This is a genomic window from Hyphomicrobium sp. D-2, from assembly GCF_029872155.1.
GTDB lineage: Bacteria > Pseudomonadota > Alphaproteobacteria > Rhizobiales > Hyphomicrobiaceae > Hyphomicrobium_A.
The window spans coordinates 74775-93172 of record NZ_JARXLA010000002.1 but is presented as its reverse complement, the minus strand read 5'-3'; the positions used below and the strand labels follow the sequence as shown (position 1 = coordinate 93172).

At 62.6% G+C, this 18398-nt stretch carries 22 protein-coding genes; 12 read left to right on the top strand and 10 right to left on the bottom strand.

The annotated features are described in order from the left end of the window. The first annotated feature begins 40 nt into the window (after positions 1-40). The 4 genes from pqqC to QEZ49_RS02310 all read left to right on the top strand — a co-directional run bounded on the left by pqqC (position 41) and on the right by QEZ49_RS02310 (position 2863). Positions 41-760 (top strand): pyrroloquinoline-quinone synthase PqqC, encoded by a 720-nt coding sequence (gene pqqC, locus QEZ49_RS02325; RefSeq protein WP_280385059.1) that lies wholly within the window; start codon positions 41-43, stop codon positions 758-760. Positions 761-763: 3 nt separating this feature from the next. Then, a complete protein-coding gene (gene pqqD / locus QEZ49_RS02320; protein ID WP_280383850.1) occupies positions 764-1066 on the top strand; it encodes a pyrroloquinoline quinone biosynthesis peptide chaperone PqqD in 303 nt (100 codons plus the stop codon). Next, positions 1063-2319 (top strand): pyrroloquinoline quinone biosynthesis protein PqqE, encoded by a 1257-nt coding sequence (gene pqqE / locus QEZ49_RS02315; protein ID WP_280383848.1) that lies wholly within the window; start codon positions 1063-1065, stop codon positions 2317-2319. The genes pqqD and pqqE overlap by 4 nt, the downstream gene beginning before the upstream one ends. 157 nt (positions 2320-2476) lie before the next feature. Further along, positions 2477-2863 (top strand): cytochrome c family protein, encoded by a 387-nt coding sequence (locus tag QEZ49_RS02310; RefSeq protein WP_280383846.1) that lies wholly within the window; start codon positions 2477-2479, stop codon positions 2861-2863. Between the two features lie 182 nt (positions 2864-3045). Here the strand turns inward: QEZ49_RS02310 and folK are convergent, their stop codons facing one another. Next, the gene (folK, locus tag QEZ49_RS02305; RefSeq protein WP_280383844.1) at positions 3046-3570 is read right to left on the bottom strand and encodes a 2-amino-4-hydroxy-6-hydroxymethyldihydropteridine diphosphokinase; all 525 of its coding nucleotides are present in this window, start codon (positions 3568-3570) and stop codon (positions 3046-3048) included. A gap of 258 nt (positions 3571-3828) precedes the next feature. After that, on the bottom strand, positions 3829-4206 hold the full coding sequence (locus tag QEZ49_RS02300) for a 4a-hydroxytetrahydrobiopterin dehydratase (RefSeq protein WP_173954208.1): 378 nt from the start codon (positions 4204-4206) through the stop codon (positions 3829-3831). A gap of 45 nt (positions 4207-4251) precedes the next feature. Here QEZ49_RS02300 and QEZ49_RS02295 point away from each other — a divergent pair, with 45 nt between their 5' ends. From QEZ49_RS02295 to fae, 7 genes are all read left to right on the top strand, one after another. Next, positions 4252-5271, top strand: coding sequence for a beta-ribofuranosylaminobenzene 5'-phosphate synthase family protein (locus QEZ49_RS02295; protein ID WP_280383843.1), 1020 nt, complete (start codon positions 4252-4254; stop codon positions 5269-5271). A 29-nt stretch (positions 5272-5300) separates the two neighbouring features. Further along, positions 5301-6200, top strand: a complete 900-nt coding sequence (locus QEZ49_RS02290; RefSeq protein WP_280383841.1) for a methylenetetrahydromethanopterin dehydrogenase — start codon at positions 5301-5303, stop codon at positions 6198-6200. Beyond that, entirely contained in the window at positions 6197-7390 is a 1194-nt protein-coding gene (locus QEZ49_RS02285) for an ATP-grasp domain-containing protein (RefSeq protein ID WP_280383839.1), read from the top strand. Before QEZ49_RS02290 ends, QEZ49_RS02285 begins: the two co-directional genes overlap by 4 nt. Continuing rightward, positions 7362-8333 (top strand): methenyltetrahydromethanopterin cyclohydrolase, encoded by a 972-nt coding sequence (gene mch / locus QEZ49_RS02280; protein ID WP_068461258.1) that lies wholly within the window; start codon positions 7362-7364, stop codon positions 8331-8333. The genes QEZ49_RS02285 and mch overlap by 29 nt, the downstream gene beginning before the upstream one ends. Further along, positions 8308-9417 (top strand): RimK family alpha-L-glutamate ligase, encoded by a 1110-nt coding sequence (locus tag QEZ49_RS02275; protein WP_280383836.1) that lies wholly within the window; start codon positions 8308-8310, stop codon positions 9415-9417. Before mch ends, QEZ49_RS02275 begins: the two co-directional genes overlap by 26 nt. Then, positions 9405-10241: a triphosphoribosyl-dephospho-CoA synthase gene (locus tag QEZ49_RS02270; protein ID WP_280383834.1), complete on the top strand. Its 837-nt coding sequence runs from the start codon at positions 9405-9407 to the stop codon at positions 10239-10241. The genes QEZ49_RS02275 and QEZ49_RS02270 overlap by 13 nt, the downstream gene beginning before the upstream one ends. 229 nt (positions 10242-10470) lie before the next feature. Beyond that, positions 10471-10983 carry a formaldehyde-activating enzyme gene (gene fae / locus QEZ49_RS02265; RefSeq protein WP_068461256.1) on the top strand — a complete coding sequence of 171 codons (513 nt, stop codon included), beginning with the start codon at positions 10471-10473 and terminating at the stop codon, positions 10981-10983. A gap of 177 nt (positions 10984-11160) precedes the next feature. Here the strand turns inward: fae and QEZ49_RS02260 are convergent, their stop codons facing one another. After that, a complete protein-coding gene (locus QEZ49_RS02260) occupies positions 11161-11937 on the bottom strand; it encodes a HisA/HisF-related TIM barrel protein (protein ID WP_280383831.1) in 777 nt (258 codons plus the stop codon). On the opposite strand from QEZ49_RS02260, the gene QEZ49_RS02255 reads away from it, so the two are divergent. Further along, on the top strand, positions 11936-12955 hold the full coding sequence (locus tag QEZ49_RS02255) for a hydantoinase/oxoprolinase family protein (protein ID WP_280383829.1): 1020 nt from the start codon (positions 11936-11938) through the stop codon (positions 12953-12955). The genes QEZ49_RS02260 and QEZ49_RS02255 overlap by 2 nt on opposite strands. Positions 12956-13058: 103 nt before the next feature. Here the strand turns inward: QEZ49_RS02255 and QEZ49_RS02250 are convergent, their stop codons facing one another. From QEZ49_RS02250 to QEZ49_RS02220, 7 genes are all read right to left on the bottom strand, one after another. Continuing rightward, a complete protein-coding gene (locus QEZ49_RS02250) occupies positions 13059-13622 on the bottom strand; it encodes a DUF447 domain-containing protein (RefSeq protein ID WP_280383827.1) in 564 nt (187 codons plus the stop codon). 76 nt (positions 13623-13698) lie between these two features. Beyond that, entirely contained in the window at positions 13699-14301 is a 603-nt protein-coding gene (locus tag QEZ49_RS02245; RefSeq protein WP_280383825.1) for a uridylate kinase, read from the bottom strand. Beyond that, positions 14298-14690, bottom strand: coding sequence for a dihydroneopterin aldolase (locus tag QEZ49_RS02240; protein ID WP_280383823.1), 393 nt, complete (start codon positions 14688-14690; stop codon positions 14298-14300). The genes QEZ49_RS02245 and QEZ49_RS02240 overlap by 4 nt, the downstream gene beginning before the upstream one ends. Beyond that, the gene (locus QEZ49_RS02235) at positions 14687-15442 is read right to left on the bottom strand and encodes a (5-formylfuran-3-yl)methyl phosphate synthase (RefSeq protein WP_280383821.1); all 756 of its coding nucleotides are present in this window, start codon (positions 15440-15442) and stop codon (positions 14687-14689) included. The genes QEZ49_RS02240 and QEZ49_RS02235 overlap by 4 nt, the downstream gene beginning before the upstream one ends. Positions 15443-15642: 200 nt before the next feature. After that, entirely contained in the window at positions 15643-16377 is a 735-nt protein-coding gene (locus tag QEZ49_RS02230) for an ATP-binding cassette domain-containing protein (protein ID WP_280383819.1), read from the bottom strand. Continuing rightward, complete coding sequence (locus QEZ49_RS02225) at positions 16374-17153, bottom strand: ABC transporter permease (RefSeq protein ID WP_280383817.1); 780 nt, start codon at positions 17151-17153, stop codon at positions 16374-16376. The genes QEZ49_RS02230 and QEZ49_RS02225 overlap by 4 nt, the downstream gene beginning before the upstream one ends. Next, positions 17143-18129, bottom strand: coding sequence for an ABC transporter substrate-binding protein (locus QEZ49_RS02220; protein ID WP_280383815.1), 987 nt, complete (start codon positions 18127-18129; stop codon positions 17143-17145). Before QEZ49_RS02220 ends, QEZ49_RS02225 begins: the two co-directional genes overlap by 11 nt. Between the last annotated feature and the right edge of the window lie 269 nt (positions 18130-18398).

Below are 18398 nucleotides of genomic sequence, written 5' to 3'. Positions count from 1 at the left end.
CCTTGAGCGCAAAACTGCCGAACGCGACGCGCAGGAACTGATGCCGGTGGCGGAGTTCGAAGCGGCGATCCGCGCCGTGGGCGCTGAGCGCTATCACGACAAGCATCCGTTCCATCACATGCTGCACGGTGGCGAGCTGACCAAACCTCAGGTGCAAGCCTGGGCGCTGAACCGCTACTGCTATCAGTCGGCAGTGCCGCGAAAGGATGCCGCCCTCATCAGCCGCCTTTACGATCGCGAGCTGCGCCGCGAATGGGTGCACCGGCTACTGGATCACGATGGCTATGGCGAGGAAGAAGGCGGCATCGAGCGCTGGCTGGTGCTGACGGATGGGCTTGGCCTCGACCGCGATTACGTCGTCTCTATGAAGGGCGCGCTGCCCGCCACCAAGTTCGCGGTCGAAGCTTATGTCACCTTCGTACGTGAGCAGCCGATCACGGTCGCCATCGCCTCGTCGCTGACGGAACTGTTCGCGCCCAAGATCCATAAGGAGCGCATCTCCGGCATGCTGGAGAACTATCCGGACTTCATCGACGACAAGGTGATGGCCTACTTCAAGCGCCGGCTGACACAGGCACCGCGCGATGCCGACTTCGCGCTTGGCTACGTGCTGGAGCACGCCAAGACCCGTGACGAACAGGAAGCGTGCGTCGATGCCGTTCGCTTCAAATGCAACGTGCTGTGGTCACAGCTTGATGCACTGCAAAATGCCTATGTCGAAGGGCGTGTTCCGCCCGGCGCATTCCGACCGGAGGCCTGAAAAATGGGCGAACCTACACCACGCCAGCGAACGGTGATCGTATCCGACAGCAAGCCGGTGATGCCCCCGTACATCAAGATGCGCTACGACGCCGGGCGCAACCGCTGGATTATTCTGGCGCCTGAACGTCTGTTCGATCCCGATCCCATCGCTGTCGAAGTTTTGAAGCTTTGTGATGGCGCACGCACTGTCGGAGACATCGCGGCCCACCTATCTAATGAATACAATGCTCCGGTGCAGGATATCGAGGTCGACATCATCGCGATGTTGCAAGACCTCTCCGACAAGGGAGTTGTGAAGGCATGAACGAGATTGCCCCATCCCCGGGAGGTCACGTCAAGGAAGGCACCATCACCATGGATGCCGGCGAGATGCGCTGTGATGCCAACCCGTCATCGCCCACCGCGCCCGATCCTTCCTGCGTCGTGCGCGCACCCATCGGCCTGCTGGCCGAACTGACCCATCGCTGTCCGCTGCAGTGCCCTTACTGCTCCAATCCGCTGGAGCTTGAGAAGGTCAACGTCGAGCTGTCGACGGAGGATTGGCAGAAGGTGATGCGGCAAGCGGCACAGCTTGGCATCCTGCAGGTTCATCTTTCCGGTGGCGAGCCGACCGCGCGCCGTGACCTGGAAGAAATCGTGAAGACTGCTGCCGAGTCTGGCCTCTACACCAACCTCATCACCGCCGCTGTTCTGCTGAAGCGCGAACGGCTGGAGAAGCTGAAAGAGTGCGGACTGGATCACGTCCAGATCTCCATTCAGGATGTCGACACGCAGGCGGAAAACGCCGACCGCATCGCCGGCTACAAGGGCGGCAGCGCGAAGAAAAAGGAAGTTGCCGGCTGGGTTCGCGAGCTTGGCATGCCGCTGACGATCAACGCGCCGATCCATCGTCATAACATCCACAGCGTCGAAGCCATCATCAACTACGCCGTGGAGCTGGGCGCCGGACGCGTCGAGATTGCCCATGTGCAGTATTATGCCTGGGCGCTCAAGAACCGCTCCTCGCTGATGCCGACGCGCGATGCCTTCATGGCCGCAGCGCGCCTGGTTGAGCGCAAGCGCGAAGAATTGAAGGGCATCATCGTCATCGACGCCGTGGTGCCGGACTATTACGCCAAGTATCCGAAGCCCTGCATGGGCGGCTGGGGCAAGGGCATCATCAACATCACGCCTTCGGGCCGGGTGCTGCCGTGCCACGCCGCTGAATCGATCACGCACCTTGAGTTCGATAATGTGCGCGACAAGCCACTCGCCGACATCTGGCTCAATGGCGACGCCTTCCAGAAGTATCGCGGTACGAGCTGGATGAAAGAGCCTTGCCGCACCTGCCCACGGCGCGAGATCGACTACGGCGGCTGCCGTTGTCAGGCGTTCGCACTCACCGGCGATGCAGCAAATACTGACCCTGCGTGTTCACTTTCTCCGTTGCATGAGGAGTGGGCCAAGGTGGCTGATGTCGAATCCCATCAATCTCCACCAGCATTTGTTTACCGTCGCCCGGGCGGTGCAACACCCAAGCCGGCGGCCGAAAAAACACCAGTTTCAAGCGACGCTTAAGACCGTTTTCTCCCACGACCTGGAAGCGCAAGTACCAAAGGGTGCGGCATCGTGTTCAGTCCAAGTTCAGAAAAGACTTGGCACAGTCACAGGTGCCATCCGATGATGCGCGCGCCATCCAAACGACGCGCGACGTCGTAACTAGGGAGAAAACGGGATGCTTAAGTGGGTACTGGCCGCAAGCGCTGTGCTTGCGATGCCAACAATGGCTTCTGCGCAGGACGTTGAAGCCGGTCAGAAGGTTTTCGCACAGCAGTGTGCAGCCTGTCACAAGGTCGGTCCGGACGCCAAGAACGCTGTCGGTCCGGAGCTCAATGGCTTGTCCGAGCGCAAGTCGGGTTCGCTTGAAGGTTACAACTTCTCGCCAGCACTGAAGACCGCTGCGATTGAGTGGACCGCAGAGAACCTCGACGAGTGGCTTGCTGATCCGAAGAAGAAGATCCCCGGCAACCGCATGCCGTTCCCGGGCGTCAAGGACGAGCTGAAGCGTGGCGACCTGGTTGCCTATCTTGAGTCGCTGAACGCTGACGGCAGCTCGAAGTAATTGGTTTGCTGCGTCGGCGGCCAGCGCCCCGTATGGGTGTCGCCGACGCACTCAATGCCAGCGCGATTGATACAGAACGCCGTCAGCCTTCGGGTTGGCGGCGTTTTTGTCTTTTCAGGGGGCTTTATAAAACGGATCTGGCGGCCGTTGCATTGACGGCAATCAAGCAGCCAGTGACGCGATCAGTCCAGCCGCTCCATGCCGGTCTTGTCGACGGCGTCATACAGCTCGCGCACAGTCCGGCCACCGATGACGAGATCGGGTGCAATGTCCATCAGCGGGCCAAGCACAAACGCGCGCGCGCCGATGTGCGGATGCGGCAACGTCAGCTCGGGCGTGTTGAGTATCGTGTCACGATAGACGAGCACGTCGAGATCAATGACACGCGGCCCCCAGCGCTCGATCTCGACGCGCCCCATCTCGCGCTCAATCTGTTTGCAGCGGGCCAGCAGGTCATGCGGCGCCAGCTCGGTCTTCACCGACATCGCCGCGTTCACGAACCAATCCTGATCGGTCTTGCCCCAGGGCGGCGTCGCGTAATCGCCGGAGCGCGCAACGAGGCGCACCTCACCGCTTTGGGTCAACAGCGCGATGGCACGGTCGATGTTGGCGGTCTTGTCGCCCATGTTCGAACCCAGCGCGACGATGCTGTCGAACGCGAGCCCATTAGGCGTAGCTGAGGTCGGGGCAGGAAATACGTGCTTCATGCGACGGGACACTTGGCCATTGGTGATTTCGGCGCCTTGGAAATTGGCGGATAAACTGTTCGGGCTGCGAACGGATAGCGATCAGCTTTTGCAATCACACCCGCTATGGTCGATTTTCGTGCTCGGCGCGCAGCCGGCAAGAACCCGCCCATAGCCGCGCCTGCCGTCGCGGGCAACGGCTATGCTCGATATCGTGCAGCCGGCCCCAAGGCAAGTTCGGCACGCCAACTTGCCAAAAGGTAAACGGAGGCTTTCCGATCAGTCGTATTTGATATAGGCAAAGCGCTGGTCGGCTTCCGGCGTCCCCTCCAAAGCTCCCCCGGCCTTGCCAGGGCGCCAGTGCACGACCTCTTCAATTTTCTGGGCCAATTCCAGATCCTTGGGTGTGATACCCTTGGCGGAGTGGGTGACGAGACGCACCTCAACCCAGGCATAGGAGGCTGTAATATCAGGGTGATGCCACGCCGCTTCGGCCAGATGCCCGACCGTGCTGATGACCATCAGCGTCCCCTTCCATCCGCTGGTCTTGTATGTCCGTCTGATCCAGCCATCCTCGAAGCGCCACGTGGGTAGATTTTTTTCCAGCCACGCGTTGACTTCGGCATCAGGCATGGGCTTTTCGCGCTCAGCCGCCATATTGTCCTCTCCTAGGGGATTTTCGCACCTGCAGGTTGAACCGTAATGCCACCACTGGCCGACGCAATGCAATCTGAAGCGCCTGGGCAGAAGTCCACTGCCCATCCCGAGGCTGTGCGCGTAGAAACCGCCGCGCGCCTGCATCTGGGCTTTCTGGATCTCAACGGCAGCCTTGGACGGATTTTCGGCAGTATCGGCCTGGCTATCAACCGCCCGCACACCGAACTGGTTCTGCGCCGCAGCGACGTTTTCCGTGGCGATGGCCCCGATCATGAGCGCGCGGTCCGGCAGCTGCAGCGCTTCGCCCAACTGTTCGGCCTCACCAGCAGCTATGAAATCTCGGTCAAGAACGCCATTCCGCCCCATGCCGGGCTCGGTTCCGGCACCCAGCTGGCGGTGGCCGCCGGGGTAGCGCTGGCTGCGCTCGAAGGCATCGACATCACGCCGACCCGGCTTGGCGAAGTTGTCGACCGTGGCGCCCGCTCCGCGATAGGCATTGCGTCGTTTGAGCGCGGGGGCTTCATCGTCGACGGCGGCAAAGGCGGCAGCGACCGGGCCCCACCGATCATGATCCGCACCGATTTTCCCGAGGCGTGGCGGTCGCTGCTGGTCACGGACCCAAAGGCCTCTGGCGTGCACGGTGAAGCGGAGACGAATGCCTTTGCCACCCTGCCGCCGCTGCCCGATGCGGCTGCCGCAAGTGTTTGTCGTCTCGTGCTTATGCAGCTCGTTCCCGCCTTGATGGAGGAGGAGATCGAGCCCTTCGGCGACGCCCTGACCGAGATTCAGAAAATCGTCGGGGGCCATTTCGCCGCTGCCCAGGGGGGTAGCCCGTGGACCAGCCCGGCGGTGGGCCGCGTTGTAGAAGCCCTGCGGGCCAATGGCGCCATCGGCATCGGCCAAAGTTCGTGGGGCCCGACCGGCTTCGCATTCGCAGCTTCGCAGGAAATTGCCCAGCACCTCTATGATTCTTCCATCGAACTCGCTAGAGGCGTGGGGCTTGAAATCATGATCGTCGAGGGTCGCAACAGGGGCGCCACCATCGAAAAGATCACGAACACGTAGTCGATAAAAAAGCCAAGGAAAGTCCTAACATGAGCGACGCCACTCCTATTCTGCACATGCTCTCGCCGCAGAAGCACATGTCTCCCTTCGACGTGAACATGGCAGCGGACGCCGGCTATAAGGTCATCGTTCCCTACATCAACGTGACCCTCGAAGAAGTGACCGCGCTCACGCAGGACGCCATCTTCTCGCGTCCGCCGAACTACGGCACCCGCACCGGCCTGTTCATCGGCGGCAAGGATGCCATCCTGGCCCTCGACATGCTGGACGCCGCGCAGAAGGCGCTGGTGCCGCCGTTCGGCCTTTCCACCTTCGCTGACCCGGCTGGCTCGTTCACGACCGCTGCCGCCATGGTCGCCTGCGTTGAGCGCGTGCTGCGCACGAAGTTCAATCGCGACTGGAAGGGCACCAAGGTTGCCGTGTTCGGCGCCACCGGCGTCGTCGGCTTCGCCTCCTCGATCATCGCCGCGCTGGAAGGCGCTGAGGTTACGCTTGTCGCTCACCGTGGCGTCGACCGCGTCATCAAGTCGGCTGAAGTCTCCAAGGAGCGCTTTGGCGTCGATCTGATCGCCAAGTCGGGTGAAACGCTGGAGCAGAAGCAGGCCATCATCGCTGAAAGCGAAGTGGTGTTCGCCGCTGCCGCCGCTGGCGTGCGCGTGCTCTCGGCTGAAGATCTGGCCGTTGCCAAGAACCTGCTTGCCGTTGCCGACGTCAACGCCGTGCCGCCGGCCGGTGTCGAAGGCATGGAGCTGTTCATGGACGGTGGCGCGCTGCCGGGCTCGAAGGCTCTCGGCGTTGGTCCGCTCGCCATCGGCGACATCAAGTACAAGACCGAGTCTGGCCTGTTCAAGCAGATGATCGACTCGACCGAGCCGGTGCACTTCGACTTCCGCGCCGCGTTCGCGCTGGCACGGACGCTGACAGCTTGAAGACGGGCGTTCCCGTCCTCATTGCAGCTCTTTCCGGGCGGGGGCTTTGTGCCTCCGCCCGTCGAGCCGGCTACCTCCCCTATGTCGCTGATGCCTTCAGCGATCGCGACACGCGCGCAATGGCGGCACAGGCGCTGCGCATTGCCGACGCGATGCGGCTCGGCATCCGCGCAAAGCCGCTGTTTCATACCCTTGATGCACTGATTGATGCGGCCCCGAAACCGGCTGCCGGTGCGCCACCAATCGGCCTGCTGCTCGGCTCCGGTTTTGAGGACCGGCCAAAACTGGTCGCCGCGCTCGCCCAGCGTTATCGCATGCTTGGCAACAGCGCCGACGCCATCCGCGCCTGCAACGATCCCGTCGCGCTGACGGCGCTTCTGGATGCGCGCGGCATTCCCCATCCTGAAACGCGCAAGCTGCCGCCTGAGAACCTTGATGGCTGGCTAGCCAAGCGTATCGGTGGCAGCGGCGGCACCCACATATCGCCCAAGCCTACGCGTGCCCCTGCGCCGCGCCGCTACTATCAGCAGCGCCTCAATGGCGAAGCTGTTTCAACGCTCGCGCTCGCTGCCAATGGTGCAGCGCGCATCGTCGGTTTCAGCCGTCAATGGTTCGCAGGGACTGGACCGCGGCCGTTCCGTTACGGCGGCGCTGTCGGGCCGGTCGATCTTGCGCCCGCTGCTCAGGACGCGATGGCATTCGCAACGCATGAAGTGTGCAATGCGCTGCAGCTTTCCGGCCTTGTCTCGTTTGATTTTCTGCTCTGCGGCGCGGTCCCCTATCTGTTGGAGGTCAATCCTCGCCCCGGCGCGACGCTGGATGTTTTCGACGACGAGCATGGCACGCTGTTTCACGCGCACATGGCGGCATGCAGCGGCGAAAATCTTGCGGGCATCGCATTGCCCGCACTGGAGCGAGCCAAGGCATCCGCCATCCTCTATGCTGACCGCGACCGCTTAACCATCCCCCGCGCTTTTCAGTGGCCGCAGTGGGCCGCTGACATCCCCGATCCTGCCAGCCGCATCCCCCGCTATCGCCCGATAGCGACGGTCTATGCCGATGCTTCAACCACAGATGAGGCATTGCAACGCTGCCGTGAACGCTTGGAGGAATTGGGGTCGATGCTGTATGCACAGGCGCAAAACAGGGAGCGTACTACAGATGCAGATATTCAAAGGCCCCGCCCCTAGCGTTTCGGCCCGCGCTGCTAAACTCGTTGAAACACTGATTGCCGATGCAGATGCGCTGCGCTGCTCGGTGACGACCGGTGCAGCCGGCGAGCGTTGCATTGATCTTGGTGCTGAGGTTCCCGGCGGTCTTGAAGCCGGTCGCCGTCTCGCCGAGATTTGCCTCGGCGGACTTGGCACCGTGACGCTGACGATGGACTCCGGTCTGAAGCGCTGGCCGCTGGCCGTCACCGTCCATGCGATGGAATCCATCACCGCGTGCCTCGGCAGCCAGTATGCCGGTTGGCAGATCACCGACGAAGAAACCGGCTTCTTCGCGCTTGGCTCCGGCCCGGCCCGCGCACTGTCGCGCGTGGAAGAGCTGTACAAGGAGCTGGGCTACGTCGACCAGTTCAACAAGGCAACGATCGTCATCGAAGGTGACAAGGCTCCGCCCGCCCCGGCTGCACGCAAGATTGCAGCCGCCTGCGGCGTGAAGCCGGAAGATCTGACAGTGCTGTTCGCGCCGACGGGCAGCCTTGCTGGTACGGTGCAGATTGCTGCCCGCGTACTTGAGGTGGCGCTGCACAAGGCGCACGCGCTGCACTTCCCGCTGGAGAACATTGCTGACGGTATCGGCACTGCTCCGCTGGCTCCGCCGGTGCCGGACTTCATCGGCGCCATGGGCCGCACCAACGACGCGATCATCTATGGCGGTCGCGTGCAGTTGTTTGTGCGCGGTTCCAACGAAGCAGCCGAGAAGCTGGCCAAGCAGCTGCCGTCGAACACGTGCTCGGCATACGGCGAGCCATTCGCCGACATCTTTGCGGCAGCCGGCGGCGACTTCTACAAGATCGATCCGATGCTGTTCAGCCCGGCCGAGGTGATCGTATCCAACCTCGACACCGGCACCACCTTCCACGCTGGTGAGTTGGCACCCGATGTCGTCGACAAAAGCTTCCGCTAACGAAGTCATCACAACAGGCGAATGCGCAGGCTCCAAGGGCCTGCGCATTGCCGTTTTTCTGGAAGAGGAAGCGGGCCACTGGCATGTGCGCCGGCTCGCCAGTGCGTTGCGTGCGCACGGCGCTGACGTTGTCGTCACCTCGCTGCCGCGCTGCGCATTCGATACCGGCATTGCCAGCGGCATCGACATTCCCGGCTTCAATGGCGAACTGCCCGATGCGGTGTTCGTTCGCTCGATTTCCGCCGGCACGCTGGAACAGATCACATTCCGCCTTGGCATCCTGCATGCGCTGCGTGAGTGCGGCGTGCGGGTATGGAACGATGCGCGCGCGATTGAACGCTGCGTCGACAAATCCGCCACCACGTTTCTGCTGCATCGCGCTGGCGTGCCGACGCCGCGCACACGGACGATGGAAACCAAGCCGCCCGCCGATGCCTACGTTGCGGAAGCAGGACGTGGGCTGATTTATAAGCCGCTGTTCGGTTCGCAGGGCAAAGGCCTGCTGCGCATCGACGACGTTGCCGAACTGCCCGATCCTGTCGCCGCCGACAGCATGTATTACCTGCAGGACTTCGTCGGCCCGAGCGGTTCGGTGTTTGAAGACTGGCGTGTCATCGTCACCCGCCGCCGCGTCGTTGCGGCCATGGCGCGCCGTGCAGATACCTGGGTCACCAACGTGCATCTGGGCGGCGCACCGGTTGCGCACGAACCCGATGCGCAGATGGCGGAACTCTCCCAGCGTGCACTGGCTGCGGTTGGCGGCGATTATGCTGGCATAGATCTGATCCGTGCTCCGGATGGGCGCCTGTTGGTGCTTGAGGTCAACAGCAATCCATCGTGGCGTGGTTTGCAGACCGTAACTGATGTCGACATTGCAGCCGTGATTGCGGAAGATTTCCTGCACACGGTGATCGCGCATCGCCAGAACGGCGCCCGCGCCGCCTATCCCGCTGCCTCCGGTCCGCACGCCGAACTGCCGCTGGCCGCAAGCAGTAGCTTCGCGCCTACTGGCACTTTGCCTGCCGCAACAACCGGCGTTTCAGCTGAACGTGATCCGGAGAAAACAACGCCATGCCCCGCGTGAGTGAAGCAGAACTGGCCGCGTCATTCATCGCGGCCTGCCGTGCCGAACTCAATGCGCTCAAGCCTGGCAACGTTCACATCCATGCGCCCGGCCACGGCATGGACATCACACATTTCGAACGCAGCGCCGAAGCTGCCGCACCGCACATTGCTGCCGCCGACGAGAAGGTCGGCGTGCGCATTCTGCGGGCAATGCAGGCGTCATTTGCGGTTGCCGGCTGCAATACCAATCTCGGCATCCTGCTGCTATGCGCACCGCTCGCCGCCGCTGCGCAGCGCGATGACAGCGTACCGCTGCAGGCGCGGCTGCAGGACGTGCTGGTCGATCTCGACGCCGAAGATACCGTCGCGGTTTACGAGGCCATCCGTCTGGCCAATCCTGGCGGCCTGGGATCGGCGGCCGAGCAGGACGTGGCAGAATCACCGACCGTCGGGCTGATCGATGCCATGGCGATGGCTGCCGAGCGCGATCGCATCGCCGGCGCTTACGTTTCCGGCTTCAGCGAGATCTTCGATTTTGGCCTGCCGGTGTTCGCAAACGCCATCGAGGCGACGGGAAATCCACAACTCGCCATCACAAATCTGCATATGGCATTCCTGAGCTACTTCCCCGACAGCCATATTGCCCGCAAGTATGACGTCAATCTCGCTGAGGCAATCCGCCTCGAAGCGCTCGCGATGGCGCCTGTCTGGCAGCAGGCCAACGAGGCTAACGCCTTTGATAAACTACTAGAATTCGACGCTTCCCTTAAGCAGCGCAATATTAATCCGGGTACCACCGCAGATTTTGTTGTAGCAACTTTGTTCGCGGCTATTCTCAGTTGAGCGCTAACCTCTGTGGGAAGTGTTTAGCCCCCTTGTGTCCGGCCTAGGCCTCAGGCTATTTAGTGCCCGTGCCGAAACAAGGCGCGCCGCTATCTAGCTAACCGGTTCGGGGACACGTTCACCGGACGCAGACAAGGATGGCTATTCGAATCGGGCAGAACCGATGCACCCAGCCCAGGCAGGGTGGCATTGGCGCTCGTTGTGTTTATAGCTTGGGAGATCCCCCGAAATGTCCAAGATCAACAAGGTACTTCTCGGCGAGTCGCTCGTCGGCGACGGCAATGAAGTGGCGCACATCGACCTTCTGATTGGTCCGCGTGGCTCGGCCGCTGAGACCGCATTCTGCAACGCGCTGACTAACAACAAGGATGGTTTCACCACCCTTCTGGCCGTTATCGCTCCGAACCTGCCCTGCAAGCCGAACACGATCCTGTACAACAAGGTCACCATCAAGGACGCCCGCCAGGCCGTTCAGATGTTTGGCCCTGCTCAGTACGGCGTTGCCAAGGCTGTTCAGGACTCGGTTGCTGAAGGCGTGATCCCGGCTGCTGAAGCTGATGACCTGTTCATCTCGGTTGGCGTGTTCATTCACTGGGAAGCCGCCGACGACGCCAAGATCCAGGACTACAACTACCGCGCCACGAAGGAAGCGATCGCTCGCGCCGTCGAAGGCAAGCCGACCGCTGCTGAAGCAACCGCTCAGCGCAACTCGGTACAGCATCCCTTCGGCGCCAAGGCTTGAAGCGGACACCGTCCACAGCAGAATGACAACCCGCCTTTAAAGACGGGCCTGCTGCAGCGATTGGGTAGACTGCTTTCTGGACGTTGGAACGGGTAGGACACCGTTACGTTCTGCTCTTCCCCCTGGTAGGAATGGGTGGAACACCCTCGTTCTGCTCTTCCCCTTCGCATGACGACATTAGAGGCCGGCGATCTCCCTGAGGTCGTCGGCCTTTATGCTTTCACGGTGCAACGCGGTTGCGAGCAGCACACCCGATGCGCCAGCGCGGTGCGCGGTATCGATATCAGAGCGGTCGCGTACACCGCCAGCGGCATAGACGCGACGGTCCCCGGCAAGGGTAACGATGGCCACGAGACGCGCGATATCCGGTCCTTCTCCGGAGCCTACCCGCGCCAGCGTCATCGCGATCACGCTGTTGGGCCACACATGCGCATTGAGCAGCAGTTCCGGCGGCCCCTCGAACGTCTCGCCCCGGAAATCCAGCGACAGCACGTATGCGTCGGCGGGCAAAGCCTGCAGCGCCTTGATATCGCTTTCATCCCTGAGGCTTTCCGAGCCGATCACCGGCATCACCAGGCCTTCGGAAACCCGCTGTGCAGCTTCATCCGGGCGCGCGCCCTCATCCAGCCACACCCGCATTGATGGCACCGCATCGTGCAACTGGCGGGCAAGCTGCGTGTTGCCGCCCCTGCCCTCGATGCCATCAAGGTCGGCAACATAGAGCCCCGGAAACGGATAGAGCTGCGCAAATCCGCGTGCCACCGCGACTGGATCGCTGCCGGTGGCAAGGGGCGTTTCGAGTGGGCGATAGTTGGCCCGGTCGCCTTTTACCGCCGCCACTGCCGTACCGTGGCGCACATCGAGAACCGGTATGATGTCCATCTGCTTGCCTCCGCGCTCCACCCGTGCAACACGGCCCGGACGCGACGAAGTTTGCAGGCGCGGAGATTCCATGTCCATCACTGCCGGATACGATGTTGGGGGCGCACACCTAAAAGTGGCGCTGGCCGAAAACGGACGCACTGTTGCAGTGCGGCAAATTCCGTGTCCGCTATGGCAAGGACTGGCAGCTCTCGACGACGCCTTCGCATCTGCACGCGATCTGACTGAGCGCGCACAGCAACACGCTCTGACCATGACCGGCGAGTTATGCGAAGCCTTCCCCGATCGCGTGACCGGCGTTGCAGCGATACTCGACCGGATGGTGCGGCTCACCGCTCAAGCACCATTGCGGATCTGGATCGGCCCGCGCGGTATGGGTTCGCCGGAGCAGGCCCGCGCGCATCCGCTGGATGTCGCTTCCACCAATTTTCTCGCCAGCGCAGCGCTTGCCGGACGACAGGTTGCGAACGCGCTGATCGTCGACATGGGATCCACAACCACCGACATCATTCCTGTCGTCGGCGGCATACCTGTGCCCCGCGGTCTGAGCGATGGTGAGCGCCTGCGTAGCGGTGAGCTTGTCTACTCCGGTACGACGCGCACAGACGTTTCCTGCGCTGCCAAGCGGGCGCAACTGGACGGCATCACCCAGCGCCTTGCCGCTGGCAACTTTGCCAACATGGCCGACGTCCGCCGCGTTCTGGATACGCTGCCCGATGACGTCGACCAGCATCCGACGCTTGATGGACGCGGCAAATCCCAACCCGAAAGCCTGGAGCGATTTGCACGCTGCTTTGGCCGTGATGCGGCAGAATTCTCAGCCGATATCTGGCGCCTGTCGGCCGCTGAAATTGCTGCACAACAGATGGACGACATTGCCGACGCCATTCAGCACGTGCTGGCAACATCGAAGCTGCCCGCCGATGCGGCGATCATTGCAGCCGGTGTTGGCGCCTTCGAGATCGCGGCGCTGGCGCAGCGGCTTAATCGTCAGCATCTATCGTTTGCCGATATTGCCAATGCCGACGAAAGCTGCCGTGATTGGGCGACGCGCTGCGCTCCGGCCGTCGCTGTGGCGCTGCTGGCGTGACGTCAGCCCGAGGTTCAATGCAGCGGTGCTGAGGAACCCGGCGAGCCCAAGAACATGGCATCGGGCAATGGTTCACTCAGCCAAGCCACCGCACGCTGAACCGCTATTGGCCGGCGCGCCAGGCGTTGATCTTTTCCATCAGCCAGCCCCATGCTTCTTCTTCGCGCCGGCCGGCCGTTTTTGAAATTGCGATGTCGAGATACTTGAGCTCGCTCTCGATCTTTTCCGGCGGCAGCATGTTCAGGCGCGTCACCAGCACCGCGCATTCCAGCACCGACGCCTGCGCGCGGTTGAAACCTTCCCAAGGCCGATGGCTCTGCGCGTGCACAACGCGGCAGGAAAAGCGCGGCCGCTGCTCGTCTTCGCGCACGTCGGCAACTTCCATCTCCCAATGGGAAACCGCATCCGCGAGGCGCGCCCCCGGTACGTGTTCCACCGGCACCGTTGGCCAGTTCTTGCGCCCGGTGACACAGCCGGCAAACACGCGCACATCGTCCGTGTGGCTGGCAACCGCGAACGGCGTGCGCTCCAGATTGGCCAGCGTGCGCGAGGGGCGGAACGGAGCGATGATCCAGTTGTCGCCGTCGGCGATCAGGCCCAGGGGCGCGATATAGGGCGTTCCATCCGCATCAAGCGTGGTGACGATTGTTTCAACGATGCGCGGCATCAGCAGCTCCCATCGCTCCGGTTCGGCGTGTTCTATATCCTGCGCTTAGCGTGGGCGCGGGCTGCACGCAAACATTTCAGCTATCTCGAAGCAGCGTAGCCAGAACATCGCCATCGCCCGCCCCCAGCACCCGCCACTTTAAGCCAGCGCGCGCGACGATCTCCGGGAAAGCAGCATCGACGATGCCAGCGTCGGCCAGCGCCTGCGGGCCAGCATCAGGATCGACGGCGCACGACTTGACCAGCACCACTTCGGCATTGCCAAGCCGCTCAGCCAGGCGGGCAGCAAGGGCATCCGATGTCGTGCGCCAGTCGTGCGTTATGTGCGGATCGTCAGCGGCAAGCCGATAGGGCATCCAGACCGGGACGCGATCGGCGTCAAACGCCTGCGCAATCTCGGCCACGTCCGCTGCTGGCTGCAAGCGGGGCGCCATATCGGCCAGCAACAGGCCCGTCTGCTGCATGGCCAGCAGCGCCATGCGATGCGCCGTGGATTGAGAGATGCCGTGCTGTTGATATGCCGCGCGCACCGCATCCGCGAACGTGCCGCCACCGGGCACAACAACGCACGGGCGCTGTGCCGCTGTCACCGCACTCAATGCAATGGCAAGCCGCTGACCGTCGTCCTCAGCGAGACTGCCGCCGAGTTTCACGACAACGATTGCGTCGGACGAACTCACGTTGGGCGGGAACGGACGATCTCGACGCCAACCGCATCGGGTCCGCGTTCCAGCTTTTCGATCCGCACCAGCACCCGAACGATGCGCGTATCGGCGAGACAGCGCTCGGCGATGCGGGCGGCAAGCGTCTCAACGAGATTGATATGCCCGGCGGCGACGATGCCCTTCACCGCGTTGGCGAGATCGTCATACGAGGGCACTTCCTCGATGTTGTCGCCCTTGGGCGAAACACCAGCGGCAACCTCGGCCTCGATGGTGAAGCCGACCTTCTGCGTGATGCCCTGCTCTTCGTCGTAAACGCCGATGGCGATAGGCAGCACCAGATTGCGCACGAAAATGCGGTCCAAAATCCTGCCTTCGCCCTGCGCTTTGTTCTGCATCTCGCTCATATCAAGCCTTCCGTTTGCGCGGGCGCCATAGCATCCGGCATTGGCACACGGCAAGCATCGTCACGTGCTGCGCTGCACACAGAAACGGCCTTGCGCACCGCTGCGATTGCTTCGGCATCCAGCACGCCGGTGCGGTCGCCCGCGCGGCACAGCCCGCCGCGGAAGCCCAGAACATCGGGGCCAAGCGCAATAAGCGGCGCAACATGGTTCACGCGCAGCGATCCGGCCAGGCCGGCGAACATGCCCGCCGCCTGCACGGCCGCGACAAATGCCGCCAGTTGCTCCTCTGGCACGATATCGCTGAGCGAGCCCTGCCCCTTGGCCGCCGTGTCCAGCATCAGGCCCGCGCAACCGGCCGCGGCGGCATGGGCAATGAGCGCTGGATCGACGCCATGGTCGGCCAGCAGCACGCCGACAAGCCCCGCACCACCCAGATCCAGCGTGCCCAGGCGCGCCAGATTGGCCTCCGGCGCATGGCGCATACTGAGCCCCACCTTGACGATCTCGATACCGGTATCGGCCATGCGGATGGCAGCCGATGCGATTGCTTCAACATCGGCCGAAGGATCGCCCACCGTCGCACTAACCGGGACATGCGCGGGCAACGCTGCCCGGATGGCCTCGACGCGGGCGAACGGAAGCGCACCCAGCGCGCCTGCACCCGGATCCTTTGCATCGACGATGTCGGCACCCAGCGAAACCACGAGCTGTGCTTCATGCTCGTCTGTCACGCTGGCAAGCATTCTTGCCATCTGGCGCGTGTATCCTGATCTGCGGTTGAGATTAACGGTCCGCCTTGCCGCATGCGGCGCGCGCTGACGCACTTCGTCGTGCGGGACTAGACCGGTCCGCCGGCAGACACAACTAGAGTATCGCGGCGGCGGAGCCAAGCCTATGGCCGCATGGCGCTATTTTGCCCACCCAATACGGCGATTGCAGCATATGCCTGACTTCAGACGACGCCAAAAATGCGATTCTGCTCGGCGCGGACCTTATCGCGATCAACGCGCTCGCCGATTTCTAGCGCAACCGCCTCATCCTGCACCACGGATGCCGGAGTGCCCGCCAGGCAAATCACCCGGCTGGCCAGCATCACCGCCTCCTGACGGTCGTGCGTAACGAAAAGAACCGTGGTCGGCCGCCGTGACCACAGCTCCATCAGCAACTGGCGCAGGCCTTGCGCGGTCGGGTCATCGAGCGAAACGAACGGCTCATCCATCAGCAGGATGTCGGGCTCAAGAATGAACGCGCGCGCCAGTGCAGCCCGGCGCTGCATGCCCAGCGAGATCATCTCCGGATAGGCGTGCGCCGCATCCGCAAGCCCGACACGGCCTAAAAGTTCATCGATGTTGGCGTGACGCGGATCGTTCGGCGGCAGCACCAGCGCAATGTTCTCGCGCACCGTCCGCCACGGCAGCAAACGCGGCGACTGGAACACGAACGCGACGTTGAGGTTCGGATCGAAAAAACGGATGTCGCCATCAAACGCGCGATCGAGCCCCGCGATGATGTTCAGCAGCGTCGACTTGCCACCGCCAGACGGCCCGGTGATGGCGACGAACGATCCGGCTTCCACATCGAATGCGATTGCGTCCAGCACATGATTTGCCGCCCGGCCCGCAACGGCGGGGAATACCTTGCGCGCAACATTGACCTGAAGCGTGGGCACGTCCAGCACGCTGTTCATCGCCGCCACCTGTTGGTGCGCGTAATCATTGGCTGCAGCAACGCCAGCTCGATGAGTTGCACGACGGCGATGAACGCCAGCGAATATGCTAGGATCATCGGCACATCGAAAAGCTGGAACGCGATGTTGAGCTGATAGCCAACGCCGTCGGAGCGGCCGAACGCCTCCACCACCAGCACGATCTTCCACACCAGCGACAATCCGGTGCGCGACGCGGCAATAAAGAACGGCGCCAGTTGCGGCACCGTGACGTGACGCAGCGTTTTCCACCAGCCGAAGCGATAGATCTGCGCCATCTCGATGAGATCTTTGGAGAGGCTGCGCGCGCCCTCCCGCATCGTCACCGCAACGTTGGGAATTTTGTTGATCGCCACCGCGAGCACCGCGGCCACCTCGGTCAAGCCGAACCAGATGTAGCAAAGGATGATGATGACCAGCGCGGGCAGGTTGAGAAAGAAGCTGACCCACGGATCGAAGAAGCGGTCGGCCAGCGGATGGCGGCCAAGCAGCAGACCGATAGCGGAGCCGACAAAGATCGCGATGGTGAAACTGAAGAACACGCGGATCAGCGTGGCGATGATGTTGCGCCACAGATCGCCGTTCTGCCATTCGCGTGCCATCACCTCAACGACCGTGAGCGGATCGGGCAGATAGCGGCTCTGCACGATGGCAGCGGCAATGGCCCATAGTGCCAGCAGCGTCGAGAGCGAAATCAGCGTCCAGCCAATGCGGCCGATCCTGATGGCGCCGAACGGCGCACCCGCTTCATGTTGCATAGAACAGCTTCGGATCGAACGGGGTATCGGGGCCGAGCAGCTCCGCGCCATCGACATCGGCCAGAACTTCGACGAGACGCTGCGCCGCTTTGGTCTGCGCTTCGCCCCAAGGCTGCGGAATGCCGGCGCGGTAGTAAGCCTTGATGGCCGTGAACTCGGCATCGGTCTCAGGCCGTACCAGATGGCGGATGCTGTCCCACGCGTCATCCGACGTCGCCAGAACACCCTGCGCCTGACGCACCACGGACAGAAACGCAGCTATCGCAGGCGCTTTCGTCGCTTCCGTTTGCTCACGCCAGATGAAGCCCACGAGCGACGGGATCGGCTTGATACCCAGCGCCTCCAGCACCGCATCCATGCCGATCACCGATCGGGCGCCCTCACCCTCCATGCGCGCGGCGTAGGTCCAGAAGTTCAGCACGCCATCGAGCCGGCCATTCAGCACCTCGGCCGTCAGCAACGGAGAGGCGCCGAACGACGGCCGCGCTTCTTTCGCGATATCGAAATTCAGCACATTGCGGGCATAGGCACGCAGCAACAGCCAGCTCTTGTCGATCGGCCCACCGGAAACGCCTATCGTACGGCCTTTGAAATCCTGCAGCGTCTTGACGGGCGACGTGCCGGGCACCATCACCGCGCCCAGCGCCGACGAATACGGCGCATAGCGCAGCGGAATGCCGATGGCGCGTTCGCGCAGCGCCCACAGCCAGTCGCTGATGATCATGTCGCTGTCGCCGGACAGCACGGAAACCGACGCCGCCTGACTGTTGGCAACGTGGATGACATTGAGCTTCAACCCGGCCTTGGCCGCGAGATCATGCGATTTGATGATCTCAAGCACCCAGCCCAGCGAACCGAATTTCAGCGTTGCAACGCGCAACGTGCCGGCATCAGCGGCAAACACGAGCGGGATATTAAACGCTGCTGCTGCAGTAGCCGCGCCACCGGCCGCCAGCAGTTGACGGCGATCGATCATGCAGCACCCTTTCCCGCACGACCGCAGGACGGAACCATCGGATCAGATTGCAGTGAGCCGCGTTGCAGCTTGTCACTGTCATGGCATTTCGCGAGGCTCGCTTCAGCAATCAAGGCGCTTCCCCTGTCAGGCCGCAGAACTAATATTTCGGCCTGTTTTTGTTGGTTTTTCCTTTTAGGTGGGCCGAAGCTCTCACCGATTGCAAGAACATTCTAACCCTGCCCGCAAAGGGATGCCGTTTCGCCATCGCGGAGCACGCCTGCACCTTC